The organism is Bacillus sp. TE9106W (assembly GCF_054062215.1).
Genome location: NZ_JBSSFA010000006.1, coordinates 183,552 through 206,930, shown reverse-complemented (window position 1 = coordinate 206,930; position 23,379 = coordinate 183,552). Strand labels below are relative to the sequence as shown.

The following is a 23,379-nucleotide window of genomic DNA, read 5'->3' as shown; positions in this document are numbered from 1 at the left end:
GCGGACAAAAATGGATGTTCCAAAAATAGTTACTCAGCTATCTTTGGAACATCTCTCGATCTTTTTATATTGTATTATACATGGAATTATTAAATATAAAGCATATGCAATAACCATCCAAATGGTAAATGATATAATTTGCTGTGAGGAGAATTGTGAGAATAGATTAGAAGAATTATATAAAATGTAAGTATCTAAAATTAAACCGATTGCCGTACCACATATACCTAACTTAATAACTGCATATTTTGTAGTATCTAGTCTTTTGTATAACCACATTACAAAGTATAAAGCTATCGCTGTTGCTAATTCAAGAAACGTCAATTGTAGAAAAAATCTATTTGAAGTGTATTCTAATAAAACAGAAGAACCGAAAATAATGAAGAATGCTGAGGCAAAAAACCAAACGCCGATAGAAAATAAAATAGTGAGCCAAAGTTTATTATTCACTACCATTACCTCCCTTTTGTAGCTCTATGAACTTTTCCAATAACAGGTGCAAATCACCATATACTTTGTCGCTAGAAAAAGATGGATTGAATAAGGCTTGCAATGCCAATCCATCAATTAATGCATTACATAAAACGCTCCACGTTTCAGTTGAAATTTGAGATGTCATTGTACCTCCTATATTTTTATTTAACACTCTTGTTAATTGTTGGTTTTCATAATGTAACAATCCACCAATTTTATCTTTCATCGCATCATTTTGTAATCCACTAGCTACTAATTGAAAAAACAAATGATGATACATTGAATCTTTCACACATCTACTTTCGGCAGACTGTAAAGCCTTTTCTAACTGTACATCCTTTCCTATTTGTTCCCACGACGCTTTACAAAACGCTTCGGTTACTTCAAGTAATAATTGATCCTTCGTTTTAAAATGATAATATACGGTACCTTGCGTAACTTGAGCACTCTCTGCAACTGCTTTTAATGTCAACTTCTCCATCCCATGCTCTGCAATAATTTCTTTTGCTGCTTGTAGTAACTTCTCTTTATTAACAACATTCGGTTTTGCCATTTCTATGACCCCCTTTTAAGTTAGTTAGATAACTAACTTAAATTATACAGAAAAATCAAATAAATAAAAAGGAAGAAAAGCCAACATTCAACTTTTCTTCCTTTTATGTTTACCTTTAGATTTCACTGTCACTGATTCACAAGGTGTGTAATAAATTTGAGGTGTCGCCCTATCAACAAACATCATAAACGTAATAAAGCCGATAATAAAGAAAATAAACAACGTTAATAAAATTGCTCCTATCGTTAAAAGTATCATAACACCACCCCTATATTTTTCATGTTATTACACTTTTCGCTATTATATGAGCGTAATCCTTTTTAGAAAAAGAAACGTAACAAAATAATCACAATCACGCCAGTTAATACTGTACCTAATAAACTACGAGTATATATTGCGACAAGAAATGTTGGAATTGCTGCGATCAGGTAATCCCACTGCATCGTCTCATGCATAAATAAAACTTGTGCTAAAAGTGCTGCTAATATCGCAATTGGTATGTAATTTAACCATTTTAAACCCCAGTCTGGAATTTGTAGTTTACTAAATACGAGTAGCGGTAAAATACGTGGCACGAGTGTAACAGCTCCTGCTGCTAATAAAAGTAATATTACGTCTAATCTCATTTCCATTTTTCAATCACCACTCCAATCGTCGCAGCTAATAATGTTGCGATAATAACCGCTATACTATCTGGCATAAATAAGTGAGAAACGTATGCAAGTATAATCGCTACAATTGCAACAGTAAGATGAATTGCTAGCTTCGGTTTACTACTTATAAGCTGAAGTACAAATAATCCGATAAACATTGCTGGTAATGCATAATCCATCCCGTACGTATGCGGATCTGGTATCCACTCACCAAATAGCCCGCCAATGATAGTAGCAAGAATCCAATTTAAATACGCTGTTACGTTAAGCCCGATCATCCATCTTTCACCTAAATATCCTTTTTGCGCCGCATGCTGTACTGCAACTCCGAACGTTTCATCTGTAATTTGCGAACCGATTAGTAAGTTTTTAAATAGAGGCAGTTTCGTAAAGTACGGCGCAAGTGCAGCACTCATAAGAAGGTGGCGCAAGTTAACAAAAAATACAGTAAAAATAATTGCGGAAGCAGGTGCACCAGCTGCATACATACCAGCTAATATAAATTGGGCAGAACCTGCATAAATTAAAGTGGACATAAACGCAATTTCAATAATGGAGAAACCAGCTGTTTTTGCAATTACACCAGCTGCTATACCGATGCTTAAATAACCAAATACAGTTGGTAAACAATCTTTTACTCCTTGCTGAAATGTATCATCGCTTTGCAAAGCTACATGTGCCTCAGCTTTACTCATCCTTATCATCCTCCATTCCTTCCATAGTTCGCTTTCCTGTTACGACATGAACTAAATCTATATTTTCACGCCATAACGTATCTAACTTATCAGCTCCAAATTCCTTCGTAATTTCTTCAACCATAATATCGTGTCGCACATACTCTGTAGCAACGAGAACTAATGCTGGGTCATACGTTGTAACAGCCCACGAAGTGCTATCATTTGAGAAGTTCGCAATTAATACTTCTTCCCCGTCACGAGCAATAACAGTTAAATGACCACCCATTCTCTTTTCAACAACGTGAGGTGTCATATAATTATGGTGAAACGTCGCGCCTATTTTGGTTTCTGGCGCGCCAAATAAGATTGAAAATATATGTACGCCTTCCTCTTCTTTTTGATGAATGTATGGCTCAATTTCATGCACTTGATCTTCCCATACAGAAATCCATAACTCTTCCTTTGCTCTATTAATTATATTGCAAATTTCTTTTAAAACACGATCATTTGAGCGAATATGCGAAATTACATCTATTTGTCGCTCTTGTTCTAAACCATTTAATTTCTCATCTAAAAATTCAAAGGACTTCTCAAAGTCTTTTCGCATTCGATTCATTAATTCGGTAGCTGGTACTGGTACATATTTAACTGGTTCAGAAGGTACAATATGTACCGCTCCTTTATCCATTAACTTTCCGAGTACCTCGTAAATCATAGAACGAGGTACTCCTGTTTGTTTACTCACTTCATAACCTGTTACTGGAGAATGCTTTAGCAATCCAATATACGCTTTACATTCATACTGGGAAAATCCTAACTTTTGTAATTCCTTTATAATTTCATCCATCGGTAACCCCTCGCAATCTAGATCGCTCTAACTTCAAAGCGACGATTTTGCTTCCCTTTACTTTTTACTTTATCAATAACAAGTGTTCCTATTTCACTTGTATTTTTTACATGTGTGCCTCCACAAGCTTGTTCGTCTAAATTTTCAATTGTAACAATGCGGATTTCTTGTATAGTAGTTGGCAGGAGGTTTATTGCTGTTTTAATCATTCCTACAGCATTTTCTGCTTCTTCGCGGCTCATATAACGAGTAGAAATTTCTTTATTTTGTTCAATAAGTTTATTCACTTCCTTAACAATTCCTTCTACTTCCACGCTCGATAACTCTTGTAACTCATTAAAATCAATACGTGCTTTGTCAGGATAAATTTGATTTCCAGTGCATAGAGCTCCATACTTTTCATAAACGACAGCTCCGATAAGATGCAGTAAAGAATGATGACGCATTAAATTATGACGTCTTTCCCAATTAATCTCTAATTTAACGGGACCTAATTTTACTTGAGCGCCATCTTTTATATAGTGAACTATTTCTCCCTGCTCCTTCTTTACCTTTTCAACTTCAAATACAGACCCGTCTTGTACAATGACACCCGTATCACATTCCTGCCCCCCACCAGTTGGATAAAAAACTGTTTCTTTTACAAATACTTTATTCCCTTCTACTTTTATCACTTCTGTTTCGCAACTCGTTTTGTATGCATCTTCTAAATATAACGCCGTTGTCATACTCTCACCTCTTTAGTAGTTATAGTTATACCTACTAATATAAAAAAGAAGCTCCGCAAAGTCAATTGATAATTCTGAAATTTAAAATTAACAAAAGACTCCTTTATTAGGAGTCTCCTATCTCAATATTTCATTCGCTTCTTTTTCATAAATTTTATCAAATGAAGTCATGACGCGTTGTGATGCTGAAATCATTTTTTGATCTGTCATAAGATCAGCCATTTCTTTCGTCATATCCACATTTGAATTTTCTAGCATATAATTTTTTACTGTCCCTACTCCGTTCGGTAAATCAGCAATGTTCCCTTCTGCTAGAGTAAAGCTTTTGTTCTCTCTTTGCATTAGACGATTATTCGCTTCTGCACCTACTGTTTTTGTTTGCAAGCGAGCAATATTGTTTTGTGTTACTGCATCATATAACGTACCGTCTGCTTGTACAGCTACTTTTGCTCCTTCTGGAATACGAATACGTTCATTATTCTCTCCCATTACGAAAGCGCCTGAAGTTGTTTGTAAATAACGATCACTATTTAATGTAAAACTACCGTCTCTCGTTAAAAACGTTTCATTATTTTTAGATGTAACGAAAAACGAAGCTGTGCCTGCAGTTCCATCATCTAAAAAGAAATCTGTAGCACTATTTGTCATTTGTATATTTCCTTGTACTAAGTTCACATGCGTTGCGGCTGGTACTACAGCGTAATCGACCGAACCGATATTTGTTACAGCACCATCTCCGCGGCGATATGTGTCTTGTACATCAAATACTTTAGAAGTCATATTTTCTGCTTTAAATCCTGTCGTTTGAGCATTTGCAACGTTATTTGAATGAACATTAATACGCTGCATGTAATTCATCATACCCATAGAACCTATATAAAGACCGTTCATACTCGTTTGAATAAGGCAATCGCCTTATCCTTCACCTCTTTTCTATGATGTTTGCAACATTTGTTTCGCTAAATGTTCAGCTGTAGCGATATGTATGTTTTTCTTCACGTCTTGTCCGTCTGTCATTAATACAATGGGAGCTGATGATACTGCTGGAATTTTCAACAATTCACCACTACTTGCTGTTTCATCAAATTTCGTAAATACGATACCATCAATATGAATATCTTTAAAGTTCGTAATGATTTCAATCATATCTTTACTTTTCATCGAAGCTGATAACGTTAAACAAATATAATCTGGCTCTACTTGTCCCATCGTTTCAATCATTTCTTCCACTGTTTCTGACGCACGATAATTTTTCCCAGCTGTATCAATTAAAATATAATCGACGCGCGCTTCTTCTTTAAAATACGTAAGCGCTCTTGTCATTGCAGCTTCATCACGTACAGCGATTACTTCAAATCCAATTGTCTTTACGTAATCTTGCAGTTGCTGAACTGTCCCAATGCGAGAATGGTCGGTCGTAATGAAACCAACCGTTTTTTTCTTACCGTGAAATTGCCACGCCATTTTCGCAAGTGTCGTCGTTTTTCCAACACCAGTTGGTCCAATTAAAGCAATTGTTTGTACTTCTTTTTCAAATACGTTTTCTGTGTTGAAATGAGAGCTCATATCTTCCAATATATATTTGATTACTTCTTCTTCTGTAATCATCGTTGCATTCTCAAACTTCACTTTTAGCTTTTCAGCATATGCATGAATGAAGTATTGTTCTACATCGTTTTGCTCTAGCATGCGAATTACTTTTTGAATAATAAATGGTACAGATTCTTGCTTTTCTTTTTTTACAACCACTTCTTCTTTCTTGACAGGAACGACTTTTTTCACAGCTTTTTGCTTTTTCGTTACTTTTGTTTCTTCCGTCTGTTTCACAACGACGATACCTTTTTCAAATAGCTTTAATAGTTTCTCTTTCTTTCTTGCCCATTCTTCACTATTTCCTGTTTGCATCGCCGTATATGACATAGGAGTCGTCACGTTTTCTAAATTGTGCAGTACCGATTGAATTCCGTTCGCCTTCACAATTTGTTCTGAAGGGTCATTCACAACATCCATTAATTGCTCATGAAATTGAGCTGTACCTTCGTTCACTTCTTCCTGTTTATCCTCTGGAAAAGCAACTAACATTTCATAATTCTTTTTCCAAAAAAACGGGATATTGCGTTTTACACTTTCATCGACAACGTAATAATAATCTGTACCATATTGGTCAAATAACTTTCGATACAATTCATTTTTCGAAGCTGCTTTTATTCGCATTAACGCTTCTTTCTTTTCTGTACTTTCCATTACTTCACCCCCTACTATTCAATATAGGCAATTTGATCTACAACAATTTCTGGTGCTAATTCGCTAATACAAAGTACTTGTGCTTCTACTTGATAGCGCTCAAGAAGTCTTACAATCGCAAATCTGAAATCTTTTCTGCGCGTTAATAATACTGGTTCTCTTCCCATTAACCTCGCTTGTTTAAATACGCGTTGTACTTGCTCAACGACTCGCGTTTCTAAATCTAAATCCCAGTTTAATAAATAACCTTGATAAGAATTGTTCACAACGTCTGCATCTAACTCAATTGAATCTGAGAAGAGCGCCGCATATATTTTACCGTCAGGATTTTTCGCATTTTCACAAATAACTTTTGAAATACATTCACGGACGAATGACGTTACACCGTCAACATGATTTTGATAAATTTCTTTTCCGTCAATAATACCTTCGATAATGGTTGGTAAATCACGAATAGAAATACCTTCTTTTAGCAATTGCTTAATAACATTTTGAACAAGTGATAAGTCGATTTCTTTCTTCTTAATTTCTTCTAATAAAACGCCGTTATCATTTTCAAGCGAGTTAATTAAGTCTTTTACATGTTGACGCTGAATTAACTCATGAAGATTACGTCTAACGACAACATCTAAATGTGTAATTAATATGCTAAGTGGCTCTAATACTTGATAGCCTTTCATTTGTGCATCTTGTACCATATGCTCTAAAATCCAATATCCATCCTCGCCAAAAATTGGATCTTTCGCTGGTTCTGCATCTAAATCGGCCATTACGTTCGGTGTTTTCAGTGCTAATAAGTAACCTGATTTTAAAACACCTTCAGCTGCCTTCGCACCTTTAATACGAATAATGTAACGTCCACGTGGTCTAAAACTCGTATTATCTTTAAAGTTAATTCCAGGAACGTTAATACCAAGGTCGGTAATAATCGATTTCCTCATAAGAACAACTTTATCACGAGCTGTTTCTCCGTTAATTTTCTGCTTTACAAGTGCTGCTAAATCTAAGCCGAGCTCTACTATAATTGGATATTTATCTGTAAATACGCCAAATGAATCTTCCACTTGTTGCAGTTGCTCATCTTCACCTTGAATCATTTCTATTTCTTTTTGAAGCTCGTCTTCTTTTTCTTTCTTTATTCGGTTTTTATTACGAATTCCTAAGAAGATGATTGTTCCACCAACGAGTGCGAACGGTAGAAACGGTAGCGGAGTAAAAATACCCATTGCGATAAATAAACCACCAAGCGCATATACAACAACTTCATGTGCTAATAACTCTTTAAAGATTCCTTCCGTTACCGTGTCCGTTGAACCGTCAAATACACGCGTTACGATAATACCAGTTGAAATCGCAAGCATTAACGAACCAATTTGGTTTACAATTCCGTCACCGACTGTTAACTGTGTATAATGAAGGGCTGCTTCACCAAAGCTCATTCCTTGCTGCATCATTCCGACAATTAAGCCAAAAATAATGTTTACGAATAAAATGACAATCCCGAAAATAACGTCCCCTTTAATGAACTTCCCGGCACCATCCATCGCCCCGTAAAACTCTGTTTCCATATTTAATTTTTTTCGTTTTGCTTGTGCATCTTTTTCTGTAATAATACGCTGGTTTAAATCAGCATCGATTGACATTTGTTTCCCTGGTAAAGAATCAAGTGTAAAACGAGCTGCAACTTCAGCTGTACGAGATGCACCGTTTGCAACGATAAACTGGAATATGATTAATACTGTAAAAATAACGATACCAATTAATAAGTTCCCGCCAATTACGAATTGACCGAACTCTTCAATAACATGACCCGCATTTCCGTTTGTCAAAATCGCTCGCGTCGTCGATACGTTAATCGATACGCGGAAAATTCCGATTAATAACAACATCGTCGGAAATGACTTTAATTCATCCCACTCGTTAATACTTGTCGCTCGCATATAAATAAGCACTGACATACTTAGTAGAAAAACGATAATGATATCAAGTATAAATGGTGGAAGTGGAATTAAGAGCGCCACTACGAATGACGCTGCTAAAAAGATAGAAAAATAGGTTCTTGCAGAATCTATCTTAAACAAAGAGATCTCCTCCAAACGCGCTATTATACTTCAAGTTCATTCGTTTGAATTAAATAGCGCATAACTTCAATTACAGCTACATATAAATCTTCTGGAATCGTCTCATCTTCCTCGACTTGATAATATAAAGAACGAGCAAGCGGACGGTTTTCCACCATCGGTATTTCTTGTTCACGGGCAAGCGTTCGTATATATAATGCGAGCTCATCTTCCCCTTTTGCAACGACAATTGGTGCTGCATCAACGTGTTTATTGTACCGAAGTACGACCGAAATATGAGTCGGGTTGTTTACAACAAACGTTGCGCCATCCATCTTCTTCGCAATTGTTCCTTGCAATATGGCGTGCATAAAGTTTTTTCGTTTCCCCTTTACTTGCGGGTCCCCTTCATTATCTTTATGCTCTTGTTTTACTTCTTCTTTTTTCATCTTAATATCTTGTTCGTACTCCCACTTTTGATAAATGAAATCAATAATAGAAAGAACGATTAATATAATTAAAATAGCTAAGAAGATAAATTTAATTTGCCTAATAATTTCAGTAAGTGACGCAGTCCAGTTAAATCCAATCATACTAACGATTGTCTCTAAATTCTTTTTAAAGAGAACGTAAGCGACGTAACCGATTAATCCCATATAAAACAGTGATTTCAAAATATCTACTAAACTTTTACGACTAAACAATCTCGTAAAATAGTTTTTTGGGTTAATACGCGACGCTTTCGGCTTAATAACTTTAGAAGAAAATAAGAAACCGACTTGAATCATATAATTGAATAAATGAAAAGCGTATACGAGTATTAATATCGGAGCTGATACTTTTAGTAGTAAAATCCCCATCATATAAAAATACTCGGTTGAATCTGTATTTTTTCCAATTTGATCAAACAGCACCGATACAGAATTGGCAATCTCATACCCGAGCCAATCTCCGAAAAAGTAAACGACAACTGCTAATACAAGAATAGAAAATAAATTATTTAAATCTTTACTCCGGGCAATATTCCCTTCTTCACGCGATTTCTTACGCTTCTGCGGGGTGGCCTTTTCTGTTTTATTATCCTTTGCCATGTGCGTCCCCCTACTTCGTTAAGAAAAAGTTAAATAGTTTCGTATATTCTTCAAGCAATACATCCGTCATATTTTTAAACACATAACCGAGCATCGGTACACTCATCGCAATAAACAAAATGCCACACGTAATTTTAATTACGAATGCATTCATAAAAATATTTAATTGCGGAGCGTTTTTTGCGATTAAAATTAAAACAAAGTTAATGATGAATAAACTTCCCATGAGCGGCAGAGCAATTTCAACCGCTGATGTGATCGCAAATAATAACGTTGCGAGTAGACTATCTAAAAAACTAGTCGTCAGCAATTTTGAAATCGCCTCTGTATATTGAAACGACTTTAAAATCGTGGCAACGAAATAATTAATGCCACCAAGTGAAATAAAAATAATGAGAAAAAATATATCAAAAATGGTTGATAGTAAAGTAGACTGTGAACCTGCATTTACATCAAACAAACTTGCTTGTGATAAACCGATATCAAAGTCTAAAATATGCCCGGCCATTTTCGGAATGTTCCACAGCATTTCTACAATTTTTGAAAGTGATAATCCAATTACAATTTGTGTACCTGCATAAGCTGCCACGTCCCAAGTTGTTTTTATGTACGAGACATCCACTTGATCGGCCACTGTAATGGAAAGAGCAAGTCCAACTGTAACCTTCGCCATTGCTGGAATGGATCGACCAGAGAAAAACGGTAAAAAATATAAAAATGAAGTAATGCGGCAAAACGCAAAAAACGTCGCCGCCCATAATTCCATATTCATTTCAGTTCCCCTATCTTAGTACGAACGCAATAGCGATGGAATTTTATCAAATAAATCTAAAATAAGCGTCGTTAACTCTTGAAACATCCACGGACCTAAAATGATAATAACGAGTACAATACTCGCCATTTTCGGTAAAAACGTCAGCGTTTGCTCTTGAATTTGCATCATCGCCATAATGACAGCGATGATAATAACGACAATCATACTAACGCCGGCAACCGGCATTAAAATCATAACTCCTTTATAAAAAAAGGTTTGAAAAATATCTATAATTGGTGACGTATTCATTTATATGACTCCTATCACATAGCATCAAACGCTTCAGGCGACCGTTTTAAACATAATATCGACGATTTTTGTATATCCACCTAAATATACGAAAACGAGTATTTTAAACGGTAAACTTAAAATCATCGGCGGTACCATCATCATCCCGAGGTACATTAAAAGTGTACTAATAATCAAATCTATAAATACAAACGCTAAATAAATGAACATCCCCGTTAATAATCCCTTTTGGATTTGCGTTAACGTAAAGGATGGTACGAGCGTAAATAGTGAAAGATCTTTTAAATCTTTCGGCAACTCTTCTCCGCGCACTTTCAGCATCATTTTTAAATCATGCTTATATGTATGCTTCGACATATACTCTTTCATAATCGGAGCTGTCGTTTCCGCAGCTTGGCTTACCGTTATTTTCTCTTTCGTCATCGGATCCCACACATCGCTCTTTAGCTGCCCAAGTACAGGCTGCATCGTAAAGAGCGATAAAAATAAGGCAAGTCCAACGAGCACTTGGTTCGGTGGTAAATTCATTACCCCAAGTCCTTGACGTGTAATCCCAAGAACGATCATAAAATAAGTAAAATGTGTAAATAATAGAACGATAGATGAAGATAATGATAAAAGGGTAACGAGCGCAAATAGCTGAACGCTTGAATTACTCGTAAACTCTTTTCCATTTTCGAAATTAATAAAACCGTTTTGGGCTGCATACGCTGGATTTACAAAAATAATTGAAAAAACGATAGAAAATACGAAAATAACGGCTAATAACGATAACTGTTTCTTTATTCTCATGATGGATCCTCTACTTTTTTCGTTTCACTCTTCACCGCGTCTTCTAGCGCTTGTTGAAACTGATTTCCTGTTCCTGTTAATTGCACAGACTGTACACCGTTATTACTAATAACAGTGAACACTTGCTTGCCATCTACTTCAAATAAAAAGGCGCTCGTTTGATGATTTAAATAAACACCGTCTTTCACTTGAATATGGCCATTTTCACCTTGTTTAAAAAACTGCTGTTTGCGCGTCTTTTTCGTCATATAATATGCACCGTAGCCGAGCGCACCAAACAGTAAAACGACTTGAAATAAGGTCGTCATATACGACATATGACTCCTCCTCTACTCTTTATCTTGCATTTGACTTTGCGCTTTCATAAGCGCAGCTTGCTTCTTGTCAGCTTCAATTTCAGAAATGATAATACCGAACTTCTCGTCCATTACGATCGCTTCTCCAATGCCGACTTTCATATTACTTAAATACACATCTACTTTATGTCCTAAGTTTTTCTCTACTTCCAGAACATCGCCCACTTTTAATTGCTTCACATCACCGAGCGTAATAGATGACTTCCCTAGCTTTACACCAAGTTCAATCGAAATATCTGAAACAGTATCAATATGTGCTTTACTTGCTTCATTTCGCTTTCCTGCAAAATCTTCTAATCCCATTAATGACACAGGAGATACTTCATGCTTCATATGAATCCTCCTACTCTACAAAATTTTTAAATAAGAGCGCCTTACGCGTTCCATCTTTTCCAATAAAACAATTAAATTTATGTTTTCCATCTACATAACCAAGTAATTCATCCGAAACTTTCGTATGGAGCGGAATAATATCGCCTTCTTCAATTTGTTCAATCTCGCCCATTGTCATCTTCTGCTCACCAATTGCAACGTGAACAGGTTTGTACACTTGATTTACTTTCGCTTCCACTTCTGAAGTATACTTTTTACGCTTATCCGAAGAATGTTCAACAATATTTTCAGACGTTAACTTATCCATAATTTCTTCAACAGATAAGAACGGAATACCGATACGCACCGTCGTATTCCAAAAATCTGTTTTCATATTTACGTTTAGTAATGAAATAATATCACTCGCTGTCGTAATCTTAAGTGCATTCGGATCTGTCTCTGTCGTTACAAATGTCGGTTTAATTGCTACAACACTTTCAAACGATTGCTCTAAATTTTTACATAAAAGCGAGAATATATTATCAAGCGTTAAAAACTCAAATGCTGTTAACGGTCTACGCATCGTAAAATTACGCTTACTATCTCCGCCAAGCCAGCACTCATGAATATAAATAACAAACGCTAAATCAATCTCAATAACAATTTCTCCAAGCTCTGGAAGCCCGAGATCAATGACGCAATATAAATAATAATCTTTCGGCATTTTCTCCACATACTCACTCGTAAATGGAACTTGCTCAACTGTCGAAGGCTCTAAGTCAATCGGAATACGCATACGCGCTGACAACGTCTGTGACGTCTGTTTTCCAAACGTAGAAGCAATCGCTTGCAAACTACGTAAATGTTCAACACCGAACTTCTCCGGTCTATTAAAATCATACTCTTGAAATTTATCTTGCTTCCCTGCTTCTTGTGCGAAAGCTGGCATTTCCTCGCCTTCATTTACCGCCTTCAGCAGGGCATCAATTTGCTCTTGGCTTAATTTATCGCCGCTCATGAAAATCCCCTTCCCTACCTTTTCAATTCAACGATTTCAACGTACATCTTTCCATTCTTCGTCAAAATCTTCCCGGTTCCAATCTCTTCATTCTCAAGCATAAGACGCACCGTATTTTTCGTTGAATTTTCAAGACGATACAATGTACCTTTCGTAATATGAAGCAGATCTTCAATTTTCTTTTTCGTATTTCCGATTTCAAAATAAATTGTTAACGGAATATCATCTTGTAATTTCAAATCTAGCCAACTGCTACTAAAAATATAGATAAATGTACATTCTTAGATTATTCCTGCTTCTACGTGTCCTGTCTCGCCACTACCTCGCTACTACAGTTTGCTATGACACTCCACAGGCGTAAATTCCGATGTAGCCCACCGTACATATATACAATCTATTTACGTTAGTATTGTATATATTTTTGCATGTAAAAGGTTGATTGACGCATTCAAATCTCTGTCCATTACATTACCACAGTCACATTCATATACTCGGTCGGATAGTTTTAAGTCTACTTTCTGTTGACCACAATATGAGCATAACTTTGACGAAGGATAGAATTTATCTACTTGACGTAGTTCGATTCCATATTCCTGACATTTCGTCAATAACCATGTTTTAAATGTATAAAAGCACTGCGTAGCAACTGCTTTAGATAGATATTTGTTCTTCATCATACCTTTCACATTCAAATCTTCTACTGTAATAAACGTTGGCTTGGTTTTCACCACATCATTTACAACAGACTTTACATACGCCAATCGAATGTTTGCTAGCCGAGCATGTATTTTTTGCAACCTAAGAATGTTTTTATCTATATTCGCCCTTTTATTAGTAACAGGTTGTTCACCTCGCTTTCTTATATTTTCAAATTTGCGTGATAAAGAGCGTTGTTCACGTTTTAACCGTTTTTCTATCTTTTTTACTTTTACTGTTTTATTTATATTTTTGTGAGTTTTTCCATCGCTACGTATAGCAAAATCCTTCACTCCTAAATCAATCCCTAAACCTGTTGAATGGAGTTTTGGCTTCGCTTTTATTTCTTCCAATTCGCAAAGCACAGATACAAAGTATCTTCCTGCTCTTTTAGATATCGTTCCACTTTTTACAACTGCATCTTTTGGGATATATCCATATTCTTTTAATCTCATCCATCCAATCGTAGGGATTTTCACTCTATGCCTTTCAACTGTCCAATCCGTTTTATGGTTCTTAGGGAAATAACATTTTACATCTTCATTTTTCTTTTTCTTGTAGCGCGGAAACTTAGATAACCCTTTAAAAAATCGCTTAAAAGCCTTATCTCCATTCATAATGGCTTGTTTGACCGCTTTACTCGACACTTCTTTAATCCACTGGTCGCACTCTTTTGTATGGATGTTGTTTAGCCATTTAGAAAATTCATAGCCACTAAGAAATTTCCCTTCGGATTCATATGTCTCTTTATTTTTAGATAGATATAAATTGTAAACATACCTGCACACTCCAATCGTTTGATGGATCTTGGTTATTTGTTCATTTGTCGGTTTAATCTCTATTAGATATGCTTTTTTCATAGCTCTTCATCCTCCGACATTTTCTTTTTGTATTTTCTCAATCTATATATCCTACAACTACATACGTAAATAATAGATATCAAATACTGAACAAACTCTTCTTGCGGAGACAACTTTTCATTAATAGAAATGATAACTTCGACGCCCATCTTATGAAGAAATTTCTCAAACCAATAATAATCAAAACGAAAAAACCTATCTTTGTGTGTGATGGCGCTTGTTGAAACATTTCTCGCCATATAGCTATCCAGCTTATATTTCACTATGTGTGTCCACGTTCCCCCATATTTTCACTTACTGTTGTTTCCTATGATTTCATATTCTCTCTATAATGAAATCTCTTATTTCGAAACGTCGATATTTAATATTTTTTTAATATATCCTTGCGTTTCTTTAAATGGTGGTACGCCCCCGTACTTTCTCACATTACCAGGTCCAGCATTATAAGAAGCTAGCGCTAATACTAAGTCACCGTTATTTTTCTTTAAATAACCACTTAACTCTTTCACGCCGCCCTCAATACTTTCAGCTGGTGAAAATGGATTTTTTATACCCATCTCTTTCACATTCGCTGGCATAAGTTGCATAAGACCCATCGCACCTGCATGTGACACCGTTTTCGGATTAAAATTAGACTCTACTTCAATCATTTTTTGAATTAACGTTTTCGGAATTCCGTATGTACGACTGACTCTATCAATAATATCCTCATACTTCCCTTCATTGGAAGAACGTATTTTTTGAATATTATACTTCTTCGTTAATCCCCACGTATCAGCAGCCTCATTTTTCGTTTCTGGGAAACGTCGTTCAAACTCTTTTTGTGCGACTTGCACTTCATCTACGTTCTTCGTTTCAGCCTTTTCTTCAGGCTTACTCGCTTCCTCTACTTTATGAATAGATTGTTCCGGTTTATTTACGACCGTTTCTATTCTCGTAGATTGTACCGGCTGACTCATATCCTCTACTTTTGCCGCCTGCGTAGTGGCCTTCGTTTCCTTCATAGGATCACTCTGCAACTTTTCTTGAAAGCGACTACTCACAAACGCCTGAGGACTACTTAACTTTTGCTGAATTTGTCCTTTCTTATATGCAAGGACTTCTTTTACTATATTTCCAACTATCATAATATCACCTTTTCGGTAAACAAAGATAATCTAATATTAGAGTTTTTTTTTAAAGTTTGCAATAATCCTTTTAATAATATTGTAATAAAAAAATGAATATATTGTTAAACTGTTATTTTTTTATATTTATTAATTCGAATTTTTAGTTGACACCCGCTATGACAGGGATTACAATAAATCTCGAAATTGATTTTTTCGCATATTACCGTTTTTCAATTTGCAGAAAAGTCAATATAAAAAAATGGGGGTTCTTAATCATGAGAATTAATACAAACATTAATAGCATGCGTACACAAGAGTACATGCGCCAAAACCAAGCTAAAATGAGCAACGCTATGGACCGTTTATCAAGCGGTAAACGTATCAACAACGCTTCTGACGATGCAGCAGGTCTTGCAATCGCAACTCGTATGCGTGCACGTGAAAGCGGATTAGGAGTTGCTGCTAACAACACACAAGACGGTATTTCATTAATCCGTACAGCTGACTCAGCGATGAACTCAGTATCTAACATCTTACTTCGTATGCGTGACCTTGCTAACCAGTCTGCAAATGGTACGAATACAGATAAAAACCAAGCAGCTCTTAATAAAGAATTTGATGCATTAAAAGAACAAATCAATTATATTTCTACGAACACTGAGTTCAACGATAAAAAATTATTAGATGGTTCTAATAAATCTATCGCAATTCAAACATTAGATAATGCTGATACTAACAAGCAAATTAATATTAATTTATCTAATACTTCTACTAAAGCATTAGAAATCGATTCACTAACAATTAGTGGCTCAACTCCTATTGCAGGCCAAAACTCAACATCTAAAATTACAGCTGAACAACTTGAAGCTGCAAAATCAGATATTGAAGCATTCACTAAAGCTCAAGAGAAGTTAGCAAACTTAACAGAAGGTACAGACGATGGTAGCGGTACTATGGTAGGAGCTAGTTCAGCTGAAGATATGAAAACTGCTGTAAATGAGTTCAAAGCTGCCTTTGAAAAAATGAAGCCATTAATGAGTGATGCAGATATCACGACAGTTCAAACTAAAATTGATGAATTTAAAGAAGCAACTCCTACTTTAAAAGCTGCTCAAGATATGGGAAAAGCTTTTACAAAAACAATGGAACCTACTGTGGATAAAGAAATTACTAAAGCAGCGACTAAGCCAAATGCATCTGATGCGATTGCTGCAATCGACAAAGCTTTAACAACTGTTGCTGACAGCCGTGCAACTCTAGGTGCTACATTAAACCGTCTTGACTTTAACGTAAACAACCTTAAGAGCCAAGCATCAAGTATGGCTTCTGCTGCTTCTCAAATCGAAGACGCTGACATGGCGAAAGAAATGTCTGAAATGACTAAGTTCAAAATCTTGAACGAAGCTGGTATTAGCATGCTTTCTCAAGCAAACCAAACTCCACAAATGGTTTCTAAATTATTACAATAATCCATTTGAGTTAGCTTCATGAATAAACCTCTCTGCTTGCGGAGAGGTTTATTTTTTGTAAAACCTTTCTTTTTTTAGGTGGAAGAGAGCATCCGCGATGTGTAGAAGCGGTCAGTGCCTGTTTTAATCCCCTCTTAAGTTAAAACACAAATAGCAAATAAGCATAAGCCTTTTAATCTTTTCATGACCTTTTATTAGCTTTGGAACACTAACTATATCAATCTATAAGGAGTGTCTATAATGCGTATTGGTACGAATGTTTTAAGTATGAATGCTAGGCAGTCGTTGTATGAGAATGAAAAACGTATGAATGTTGCGATGGAACATTTGGCGACTGGTAAGAAGTTAAACCATGCTTCTGATAATCCAGCTAATATTGCGATTGTGACTCGTATGCATGCACGAGCGAGTGGTATGCGTGTAGCAATTCGTAATAATGAGGATGCGCTATCAATGCTTCGCACGGCAGAAGCTGCTCTTCAAACTGTGACAAATATTTTACAGCGTATGCGTGATTTAGCTGTTCAATCTGCTAATGGTACAAATTCAAATAAAAACCGTCATTCACTGAATAAAGAGTTTCAATCTTTAACAGAACAAATTAGCTATATTGGCGAGACGACTGAGTTTAATGATTTATCCGTGTTCGACGGCCAAAACCGTCCTGTTACGTTAAATGATATTGGTCATACAGTAAATATAACGAAACATATCTCCCCTTCCCCTACACAACATGACATCAACATTTCAACAGAACAAGAAGCAAGAGCGGCGATTCGTAAAATTGAAGAGGCACTGCAAAGTGTATCACTTCACCGTGCCGATCTTGGTGCTATGATTAACCGTTTACAATTTAATATCGAAAATTTAAATAGCCAAAGTATGGCCCTAACAGATGCTGCATCTCGAATTGAAGATGCGAATTTGGCGCAGGAAATGAGCGATTTTTTAAAGTTTAAATTGTTAACTGAAGTTGCACTTAGTATGGTTTCACAAGCAAATCAAATTCCGCAAATGGTTTCCAAGTTACTACAATCTTAAAAAGTCATCTTCCTTCTTTGGAACGATTTCATACAAAACAAAAGGGAAATACATATAAACTATGTATCTCCCTTTTATTTTGTACCCAAATTTTATTACTGCGTGACAGTCATAACCTGTCCACTACGATCAACCATAATTTTCATTTTACCGTCTTGTGCGTTATATAGCCCTAATTTATGCAAATCTTGTTTACATTCTTTTACGAAGAAAGGCAATGTGCGAATTTGATCGATATCAGAGCTCGTAATGAAATGAATTAAATGATGCGTCATTTCTTTTATATCATGAACAAGCTCTTCCTTTTCTCGCTTGATCCTTTCATTTTCAGCTCGTAATACACGTAATTCACCTTCGAGACCACGAGCATTCTTTTCATCTTTTGAACGCTCTGCAGCCATGCTAGAAAGCTTATAGATCCCTTCCATAAACTGGTGTAGTTCATGCTCTTTTCTTTCACTACAATGGCTTATCGTTTCAAAATTATCAACAATACCAGATATAACTGTTACAAGGCTTTTTTCACTCTCTGTATTTTGAATTTCTCCTCTTAACTCTTGTTTGTTTTCTTTTTTCATCTCAACAATCGGTTCTTTTACAGGTGTATATTTTCGCTTTCGTCCTGGTTTTTGTTTTTCAATATTTTCAAACGGTATTTCACATTTTTTTAATTTGTAATACGTATTTTGCAATTGACTTTCTGTTTTTGGGAAAAGATTTAGTTCTTTTTTACTAACGTATTTTGAAATATTAATAATGTTTAAACCGTGACGTTGGGAAAATTGATACACTTCATACAGTAACTCTAGCTCAGACTTCAGCCATGTAATCGCTGATTTTTCATATGCTCGCATCCCGCCATGTTTTTCTATATCTATTTGAAATAATACCATTCTATTATATAAATCAACTAGTTCTTCATATTTTACTTGGAATTGTTTTTCTATTTTTTTAAATTCCGCTTCTAGTTGCATATCGTTCATTTTATTATTTGACATGTTTTGTAAAAGATTTAATACATTGATTGCTGTGTGGTGATACATAATCTGTGTCACTCCCCCTCATCCTTTCACAATTCTCATCTGACTCCCATGTCTTCTCAGAAAATAGCAATTTTTTCATATCCATATTATAACATTTCGAAATTATCTGTCAAATATTAAACATACAAAAATGTATAGAAAGTATAGAAAGTATAGAAATAGAAAAAGATTTTTTATTAATATGCATAATTACATATTAATCACTTTTAATTATATTATATGGTATTTAGAATGTAATTTCACCGAAAAAATTTGCGTTACTACGCAACCTTACTAGCATATTCCAAAAAATACGCTCTCTTATATTTTTAAATAAACAAGCCCGCTATTTATTCATTAAACGAATTGAAAATCTCGAAGTAGAGACTATTCATACAGCCACAAACACTCCAAAACGTCCCATCTTTCCGCCTATACAGAGTATAGAATACTAAAAAGGAACTAGCCAGTACTACTTACACATGGCTAGTTCCCTCCTCCCTACTAAAAAATAGAGTTGTATATCAGTTCTTCAAACCCTCAATCAAAGGCTCTTTTCTGCTACTGACCTAAAACCACTCCATATATCTGGTCTCACATCGCATAGGACTCTATTAGGCACTGACAGCCACCACACATAGCTAGATACTCTACTCTCGACTTGATAAATAAAATGAAATGGTACACCAGTTCCTCTCAAACTCTCTTGATGCCCAACTTCCCTCATTTACCTAAAGCCACTTCATATCTCTGGTCTCACATGGCATGGGGCTCTATTAAGCACTGACCGCTCCACACATGGCTAGTTCCTCTATTCCAGCTAAAAAGAAGCTTTTAAAGCACTAGCTTATCTACTAAACCAATTAACTCTTGAATATCTGGCTTACTTACTTGCGCATTTGCTCCTACAGCTTCGCCTTTATGGAATAATTCATTTGTAATTAATGAAGAGAAAATAATGACTGGTAAACGATTCATTACTTCACTATCTTTAACCACTTTCGTTAAATGATGTCCATCCATTTTTGGCATTTCAATATCCGTAATTAGCAAGTGAATATGTTCAAACATTTTTTCGCCTTGCTCTTTCGCTAATTTTTCAATTTGTGCTAACGCTTCTGCACCATTGCTGAAGAAGTTCATTTTCGTATATCCAGCTGATGATAATGTTTCTTCTAATATTTGGCGAAGCATTGCTGAATCTTCTGCAATATAAATCACTTTTTCAGCTCGATCTGTTTTCTGTTCTAACCCTGCAAGTGATTTATTGTCATAACCAGTACCGCTAATTTCACATACAATTTTTTCATAATCTAATAGTAAAATGATTTGTCCGTCTAGTTTTACAATACCAGATGTCGTTTCTTCTAGTCCCATAGACAATGAAGCTGGTTCATCAATTTGTTCCCACGAAATACGTTGAATACGATGCACTTCATCAACGCGGAAAATAACTTTCATTTGGTTTAATTCAGAGATAATAAATTTCGTTTGATCAAGTGGCTTTGTCGATTTTAAATTAAGAGCTGTCGCTAAGTTAATAACTGGTAAAATTTCACCACGTACTTGAACAACACCTTCAACTGCATGATGAGATTCTGGCACAGTTGTAACAGGAAATGGATTAATGATTTCACGTACTTTCATTACGTTAATACTAAATAGGTTTTCACCAACAGTATATGTAACAATCTCTAATTCATTTGTTCCGCTTTCTAATAAAATACTTTGTGCTTGTGACATAAAGGTGTCGCTCCCCTTCCATTAATTCCGTATATCTAATTATTAAGCTTTATAAAAGAGAAAAAGTCAACTACCTATATAAAAAATATAGATAGTCGAACGATTTATTTTAAAAGACGCTTAATCTTGTATAAACGAAGCAAGTGCCTCTAATAACACTTCTTGTGCTCCTACAATTTCTGTCGGCATTGCTTCCCACTTTTTCGAAAGCTCCGTTTCTACTCTTATTCTTAGCTCCGAATCCATTTCTTCTAGCACATATTCTTTCGTCGCTATATCAACATCAAGTAGCGCAAGTGCATATAATTCTGGATCATTTATTTTTTTAAATAATTGTTTCAATATAGCTGGTGCTATATGTTTTAATTTTTCAATATGAATTTCCTTATCCGAAAATAGTAACTCATATTGAATAAATGTAACATTTTCTTTAATCACTTTAAAATAGCAATTATTTTTTTTATCATTTACAAAATAACCGTTCGGATCTGCAATAATACTCTCTACTTTACGAATTAAATCCGGCAAACTACTCGCCGCCATAACAGTCCGCTGCTCAACCTCACTTGGCGAAATGAATGTAACGCGATACTTATTCTGCGCCATCCTCCTCACCTCTCCTTTTATAAAATCTATCATCACAAACTATCCAAAAGGCACTGGTCTGCCATAAAACGATTAACCATCCCAGTAACCTTTCATAGATCCATTTTTGCAACTACACTTCGCTTAAATCCTCTTAAACTACCCTAGTAACTCTCCATATCTCTGGTCTTACACACCAGTCGAGCACCACATAGGCACTAACCGCCACCACACTCCGCCAGGACCTCTCTCAAAACCTAAAAAAGAGCTTTTAAAGTCTTTTAAGACCTTTTCAATAACTCGATGTTATTGAACCAAAATGCAATCTGCTGATCCGTTATCCCTGATAGTGTAATAAAAAACTCACGGCACTTCATCTCGTCCTTAAACAGTTGATACTTCCATTCTCCTTCGCTACCAACACTTACGAAATAAAACTCATGAATACGGCCAATGATTGCTTGTTTTTCACCAAATGAATAAGGAGGCACTTGCTTAATTTCAAATTGATCTGGTAAATATACATGCTCTTCTCGTTCCATTTTTAACACTTGCTCAGCAAGTTCACGTTTATTTTCGAAAAAAGGCAATTGTAAAATTCGCTCTTGTCTTGTCGTCATACGAATAAAAAACCCTTTCTACTACATTACAATTTTACTTTATAATATATTATCGAATTAAGTTTACAACTTCATTTAATACTTCATCTGACACTTTAATTACTTTCGCATTTCCTTGGAATCCACGTTGATAAAGCATTAAATCAACAAATTCTACAGATAAATCTACGTTTGAACTTTCTTTTGCTGACCCTCGTACATTACCTGCACCATTCTCACCAGCAACACCTATTCCTGGAATACCCGCTGATGGTGTCGCAACGTAATTTCCATTCCCTGTTTTCATTAATCCGCCTGAATTCGGGAATGTAGCTACAGCTAATTGTCCTACAACTTTCATACTACCATCCGAATATTTCATCATAACGAAACCACCGTCAGAAATAGAATAGTCATTTGCAATTGCAGCTGGGCGCCCCGTTACTTCTGTTGTAGAAAGAGTTTTCCCTGTCGGATAATTTGTTAATCCGCTTAAATCAAGTGTTAGACCACTACCAAAAGGAATTTGAACAGATCCACCTTTAGTAATTTCACCAGTTACTGGATCTTTTTGTACAGCCTCATCTGTCTCCTTTAAATTTCCTAATGTATCAAATTTAAGATTTTTTTCGCCCGTCATGCCTTCGACAGGCTTAAATTCTTTTTCATTTTTAGAATCATTCCTTACAGAAACTGTATATGTATATTCGCCTGGCACTGGCTTTTCAACTTCTTTACCATCTACATTCTCTTTTGTAGTCTTTTGCTTAATATTTACACGTAACGTTAACGAGTTTCCTTCTGCATCAAAAACTGTGAATTCGTGAGATAATGCATTTTGGTTTCTAGGAAGGTTTCCACCTATTGTCGCTTTATCTGTTTGAATCCCACCAACAGCTGATCCCATCGGAATATGAATTGGGCTTGGTCGTGAAGAGAAATCTATTTCTTGTGTTCCTGTTTTCACACCATAACCTAGCACATACTGTCCACCTGTAGTTGTAACATAGTTATCTTTCGATACACCGAAAGACCCTTTTCTCGTATACTCTACATTTCCAGCATTACGATCACCAACTAAAAATAAACCGTTTCCTTCTATCGCTGTCTCCATCTTATCACTAGTTAAAGTAATAGAACCATCACTAAAATCTGTAGATGTCCCACTGAACTTTACACCGTTACCAATACTCTTTGGATTCGTACCAGCATAAGCACCATCACCACGTGAACCAACCGTATTATTATATAGCAAATCATCAAAAATAGCCTTTTGCTTTTTATATCCAACTGTTTGTGCATTTGCAATATTATTTGAAGTAACACTTAATGCATTTTGTGCTGCATTCATCCCTGTAATACTTGTATATAACGCTTTAATCATAAC

The 23,379-nt window shown here is 35.6% G+C and carries 27 protein-coding genes and 1 pseudogene; 2 read left to right on the top strand and 26 right to left on the bottom strand.

The genetic code is table 11. The features are described from left to right. Nucleotides 1-33: 33 nt before the first annotated feature. From ACVWY7_RS14075 to ACVWY7_RS13975, 21 genes and pseudogenes are all read right to left on the bottom strand, one after another. Entirely contained in the window at nt 34-450 is a 417-nt protein-coding gene (locus ACVWY7_RS14075; RefSeq protein WP_001060572.1) for a DUF5367 family protein, read from the bottom strand. After that, nucleotides 443-1,027, bottom strand: a complete 585-nt coding sequence (locus ACVWY7_RS14070) for a TetR/AcrR family transcriptional regulator (protein ID WP_001118319.1) — start codon at nt 1,025-1,027, stop codon at nt 443-445. Before ACVWY7_RS14070 ends, ACVWY7_RS14075 begins: the two co-directional genes overlap by 8 nt. Nucleotides 1,028-1,114: 87 nt before the next feature. After that, nucleotides 1,115-1,285 carry a DUF3951 domain-containing protein gene (locus ACVWY7_RS14065; RefSeq protein ID WP_000602240.1) on the bottom strand — a complete coding sequence of 57 codons (171 nt, stop codon included), beginning with the start codon at nt 1,283-1,285 and terminating at the stop codon, nt 1,115-1,117. Between the two features lie 62 nt (nt 1,286-1,347). Next, nucleotides 1,348-1,659, bottom strand: a complete 312-nt coding sequence (locus ACVWY7_RS14060; protein ID WP_000425935.1) for an AzlD domain-containing protein — start codon at nt 1,657-1,659, stop codon at nt 1,348-1,350. Further along, on the bottom strand, nt 1,650-2,375 hold the full coding sequence (locus tag ACVWY7_RS14055; RefSeq protein ID WP_000029967.1) for an AzlC family ABC transporter permease: 726 nt from the start codon (nt 2,373-2,375) through the stop codon (nt 1,650-1,652). The genes ACVWY7_RS14060 and ACVWY7_RS14055 overlap by 10 nt, the downstream gene beginning before the upstream one ends. After that, complete coding sequence (locus ACVWY7_RS14050; RefSeq protein ID WP_000343368.1) at nt 2,368-3,204, bottom strand: TrmB family transcriptional regulator; 837 nt, start codon at nt 3,202-3,204, stop codon at nt 2,368-2,370. Before ACVWY7_RS14050 ends, ACVWY7_RS14055 begins: the two co-directional genes overlap by 8 nt. A gap of 17 nt (nt 3,205-3,221) precedes the next feature. Further along, nucleotides 3,222-3,932 carry an alanyl-tRNA editing protein gene (locus ACVWY7_RS14045; RefSeq protein WP_000205389.1) on the bottom strand — a complete coding sequence of 237 codons (711 nt, stop codon included), beginning with the start codon at nt 3,930-3,932 and terminating at the stop codon, nt 3,222-3,224. A gap of 117 nt (nt 3,933-4,049) precedes the next feature. After that, on the bottom strand, nt 4,050-4,823 hold the full coding sequence (locus ACVWY7_RS14040; RefSeq protein ID WP_001013950.1) for a flagellar basal-body rod protein FlgG: 774 nt from the start codon (nt 4,821-4,823) through the stop codon (nt 4,050-4,052). A gap of 42 nt (nt 4,824-4,865) precedes the next feature. Further along, nucleotides 4,866-6,176: a flagellar biosynthesis protein FlhF gene (flhF, locus tag ACVWY7_RS14035; protein WP_105989102.1), complete on the bottom strand. Its 1,311-nt coding sequence runs from the start codon at nt 6,174-6,176 to the stop codon at nt 4,866-4,868. A 14-nt stretch (nt 6,177-6,190) separates the two neighbouring features. Beyond that, nucleotides 6,191-8,257: a flagellar biosynthesis protein FlhA gene (flhA, locus tag ACVWY7_RS14030; RefSeq protein WP_073522706.1), complete on the bottom strand. Its 2,067-nt coding sequence runs from the start codon at nt 8,255-8,257 to the stop codon at nt 6,191-6,193. Between the two features lie 23 nt (nt 8,258-8,280). Continuing rightward, nucleotides 8,281-9,327 carry a flagellar type III secretion system protein FlhB gene (gene flhB, locus ACVWY7_RS14025; protein WP_073522704.1) on the bottom strand — a complete coding sequence of 349 codons (1,047 nt, stop codon included), beginning with the start codon at nt 9,325-9,327 and terminating at the stop codon, nt 8,281-8,283. Nucleotides 9,328-9,337: 10 nt separating this feature from the next. Continuing rightward, nucleotides 9,338-10,099: a flagellar biosynthetic protein FliR gene (locus ACVWY7_RS14020; RefSeq protein ID WP_001055720.1), complete on the bottom strand. Its 762-nt coding sequence runs from the start codon at nt 10,097-10,099 to the stop codon at nt 9,338-9,340. Nucleotides 10,100-10,114: 15 nt separating this feature from the next. Next, nucleotides 10,115-10,390, bottom strand: coding sequence for a flagellar biosynthetic protein FliQ (locus ACVWY7_RS14015; RefSeq protein ID WP_001098085.1), 276 nt, complete (start codon nt 10,388-10,390; stop codon nt 10,115-10,117). Nucleotides 10,391-10,423: 33 nt separating this feature from the next. Beyond that, nucleotides 10,424-11,182 (bottom strand): flagellar type III secretion system pore protein FliP, encoded by a 759-nt coding sequence (locus ACVWY7_RS14010; protein WP_001220586.1) that lies wholly within the window; start codon nt 11,180-11,182, stop codon nt 10,424-10,426. Further along, entirely contained in the window at nt 11,179-11,499 is a 321-nt protein-coding gene (locus tag ACVWY7_RS14005; protein WP_000121176.1) for a hypothetical protein, read from the bottom strand. The genes ACVWY7_RS14010 and ACVWY7_RS14005 overlap by 4 nt, the downstream gene beginning before the upstream one ends. A gap of 12 nt (nt 11,500-11,511) precedes the next feature. Beyond that, nucleotides 11,512-11,871 (bottom strand): flagellar motor switch protein FliN, encoded by a 360-nt coding sequence (gene fliN / locus ACVWY7_RS14000; protein ID WP_000680013.1) that lies wholly within the window; start codon nt 11,869-11,871, stop codon nt 11,512-11,514. A 10-nt stretch (nt 11,872-11,881) separates the two neighbouring features. Further along, entirely contained in the window at nt 11,882-12,868 is a 987-nt protein-coding gene (fliM, locus tag ACVWY7_RS13995; protein ID WP_000012192.1) for a flagellar motor switch protein FliM, read from the bottom strand. 14 nt (nt 12,869-12,882) lie between these two features. Continuing rightward, complete coding sequence (locus ACVWY7_RS13990; protein WP_000775712.1) at nt 12,883-13,107, bottom strand: flagellar motor switch protein FliN; 225 nt, start codon at nt 13,105-13,107, stop codon at nt 12,883-12,885. Nucleotides 13,108-13,266: 159 nt separating this feature from the next. Beyond that, on the bottom strand, nt 13,267-14,424 hold the full coding sequence (locus ACVWY7_RS13985) for an RNA-guided endonuclease InsQ/TnpB family protein (RefSeq protein WP_000710471.1): 1,158 nt from the start codon (nt 14,422-14,424) through the stop codon (nt 13,267-13,269). Further along, nucleotides 14,421-14,636: pseudogene (locus tag ACVWY7_RS13980) on the bottom strand (IS607 family transposase); the annotation flags it as partial. The pseudogene ACVWY7_RS13980 and the gene ACVWY7_RS13985, both read right to left, overlap by 4 nt. 129 nt (nt 14,637-14,765) lie before the next feature. Next, entirely contained in the window at nt 14,766-15,551 is a 786-nt protein-coding gene (locus tag ACVWY7_RS13975; RefSeq protein WP_073522703.1) for a lytic transglycosylase domain-containing protein, read from the bottom strand. 257 nt (nt 15,552-15,808) lie between these two features. Here ACVWY7_RS13975 and ACVWY7_RS13970 point away from each other — a divergent pair, with 257 nt between their 5' ends. After that, nucleotides 15,809-17,002, top strand: coding sequence for a flagellin N-terminal helical domain-containing protein (locus tag ACVWY7_RS13970; RefSeq protein WP_001222336.1), 1,194 nt, complete (start codon nt 15,809-15,811; stop codon nt 17,000-17,002). A 240-nt stretch (nt 17,003-17,242) separates the two neighbouring features. Next, on the top strand, nt 17,243-18,043 hold the full coding sequence (locus ACVWY7_RS13965; RefSeq protein WP_105989100.1) for a flagellin N-terminal helical domain-containing protein: 801 nt from the start codon (nt 17,243-17,245) through the stop codon (nt 18,041-18,043). Between the two features lie 95 nt (nt 18,044-18,138). Here the strand turns inward: ACVWY7_RS13965 and ACVWY7_RS13960 are convergent, their stop codons facing one another. The 5 genes from ACVWY7_RS13960 to flgE form a co-directional block, all read right to left on the bottom strand. Beyond that, nucleotides 18,139-19,086, bottom strand: a complete 948-nt coding sequence (locus tag ACVWY7_RS13960) for a DNA-binding domain-containing protein (protein WP_000274710.1) — start codon at nt 19,084-19,086, stop codon at nt 18,139-18,141. A gap of 813 nt (nt 19,087-19,899) precedes the next feature. Then, nucleotides 19,900-20,808 (bottom strand): chemotaxis protein, encoded by a 909-nt coding sequence (locus ACVWY7_RS13955; protein WP_000075958.1) that lies wholly within the window; start codon nt 20,806-20,808, stop codon nt 19,900-19,902. 120 nt (nt 20,809-20,928) lie between these two features. Continuing rightward, on the bottom strand, nt 20,929-21,414 hold the full coding sequence (locus ACVWY7_RS13950; RefSeq protein WP_000068318.1) for a hypothetical protein: 486 nt from the start codon (nt 21,412-21,414) through the stop codon (nt 20,929-20,931). 260 nt (nt 21,415-21,674) lie between these two features. Beyond that, nucleotides 21,675-22,013, bottom strand: coding sequence for a DUF3964 family protein (locus ACVWY7_RS13945; protein WP_000213339.1), 339 nt, complete (start codon nt 22,011-22,013; stop codon nt 21,675-21,677). Nucleotides 22,014-22,062: 49 nt separating this feature from the next. Continuing rightward, the gene (gene flgE, locus ACVWY7_RS13940; RefSeq protein ID WP_000588297.1) at nt 22,063-23,376 is read right to left on the bottom strand and encodes a flagellar hook protein FlgE; all 1,314 of its coding nucleotides are present in this window, start codon (nt 23,374-23,376) and stop codon (nt 22,063-22,065) included. Nucleotides 23,377-23,379 lie beyond the last annotated feature (3 nt).

What these genes read in the sequence shown, in the direction of transcription:
- fliM (WP_000012192.1), bottom strand. Translation starts at nt 12,868, where the DNA reads ATGAGCGGCGATAAATTAAGCCAAGAGCAAATTGATGCCCTGCTGAAG.
- ACVWY7_RS14050 (WP_000343368.1), bottom strand. Translation starts at nt 3,204, where the DNA reads ATGGATGAAATTATAAAGGAATTACAAAAGTTAGGATTTTCCCAGTAT.
- ACVWY7_RS14055 (WP_000029967.1), bottom strand. Translation starts at nt 2,375, where the DNA reads ATGAGTAAAGCTGAGGCACATGTAGCTTTGCAAAGCGATGATACATTT.
- ACVWY7_RS14070 (WP_001118319.1), bottom strand. Translation starts at nt 1,027, where the DNA reads ATGGCAAAACCGAATGTTGTTAATAAAGAGAAGTTACTACAAGCAGCA.
- flhB (WP_073522704.1), bottom strand. Translation starts at nt 9,327, where the DNA reads ATGGCAAAGGATAATAAAACAGAAAAGGCCACCCCGCAGAAGCGTAAG.
- ACVWY7_RS13950 (WP_000068318.1), bottom strand. Translation starts at nt 21,414, where the DNA reads ATGGCGCAGAATAAGTATCGCGTTACATTCATTTCGCCAAGTGAGGTT.
- ACVWY7_RS14065 (WP_000602240.1), bottom strand. Translation starts at nt 1,285, where the DNA reads ATGATACTTTTAACGATAGGAGCAATTTTATTAACGTTGTTTATTTTC.
- ACVWY7_RS14060 (WP_000425935.1), bottom strand. Translation starts at nt 1,659, where the DNA reads ATGGAAATGAGATTAGACGTAATATTACTTTTATTAGCAGCAGGAGCT.
- ACVWY7_RS13955 (WP_000075958.1), bottom strand. Translation starts at nt 20,808, where the DNA reads ATGTCACAAGCACAAAGTATTTTATTAGAAAGCGGAACAAATGAATTA.
- ACVWY7_RS13965 (WP_105989100.1), top strand. Translation starts at nt 17,243, where the DNA reads ATGCGTATTGGTACGAATGTTTTAAGTATGAATGCTAGGCAGTCGTTG.
- ACVWY7_RS13960 (WP_000274710.1), bottom strand. Translation starts at nt 19,086, where the DNA reads ATGTATCACCACACAGCAATCAATGTATTAAATCTTTTACAAAACATG.
- ACVWY7_RS14020 (WP_001055720.1), bottom strand. Translation starts at nt 10,099, where the DNA reads ATGAATATGGAATTATGGGCGGCGACGTTTTTTGCGTTTTGCCGCATT.
- fliN (WP_000680013.1), bottom strand. Translation starts at nt 11,871, where the DNA reads ATGAAGCATGAAGTATCTCCTGTGTCATTAATGGGATTAGAAGATTTT.
- ACVWY7_RS14045 (WP_000205389.1), bottom strand. Translation starts at nt 3,932, where the DNA reads ATGACAACGGCGTTATATTTAGAAGATGCATACAAAACGAGTTGCGAA.
- flhF (WP_105989102.1), bottom strand. Translation starts at nt 6,176, where the DNA reads ATGGAAAGTACAGAAAAGAAAGAAGCGTTAATGCGAATAAAAGCAGCT.
- ACVWY7_RS13975 (WP_073522703.1), bottom strand. Translation starts at nt 15,551, where the DNA reads ATGATAGTTGGAAATATAGTAAAAGAAGTCCTTGCATATAAGAAAGGA.
- ACVWY7_RS14005 (WP_000121176.1), bottom strand. Translation starts at nt 11,499, where the DNA reads ATGTCGTATATGACGACCTTATTTCAAGTCGTTTTACTGTTTGGTGCG.
- ACVWY7_RS13970 (WP_001222336.1), top strand. Translation starts at nt 15,809, where the DNA reads ATGAGAATTAATACAAACATTAATAGCATGCGTACACAAGAGTACATG.
- ACVWY7_RS13945 (WP_000213339.1), bottom strand. Translation starts at nt 22,013, where the DNA reads ATGACGACAAGACAAGAGCGAATTTTACAATTGCCTTTTTTCGAAAAT.
- ACVWY7_RS14010 (WP_001220586.1), bottom strand. Translation starts at nt 11,182, where the DNA reads ATGAGAATAAAGAAACAGTTATCGTTATTAGCCGTTATTTTCGTATTT.
- ACVWY7_RS13985 (WP_000710471.1), bottom strand. Translation starts at nt 14,424, where the DNA reads ATGAAAAAAGCATATCTAATAGAGATTAAACCGACAAATGAACAAATA.
- ACVWY7_RS14040 (WP_001013950.1), bottom strand. Translation starts at nt 4,823, where the DNA reads ATGAACGGTCTTTATATAGGTTCTATGGGTATGATGAATTACATGCAG.
- ACVWY7_RS14015 (WP_001098085.1), bottom strand. Translation starts at nt 10,390, where the DNA reads ATGAATACGTCACCAATTATAGATATTTTTCAAACCTTTTTTTATAAA.
- flgE (WP_000588297.1), bottom strand. Translation starts at nt 23,376, where the DNA reads ATGATTAAAGCGTTATATACAAGTATTACAGGGATGAATGCAGCACAA.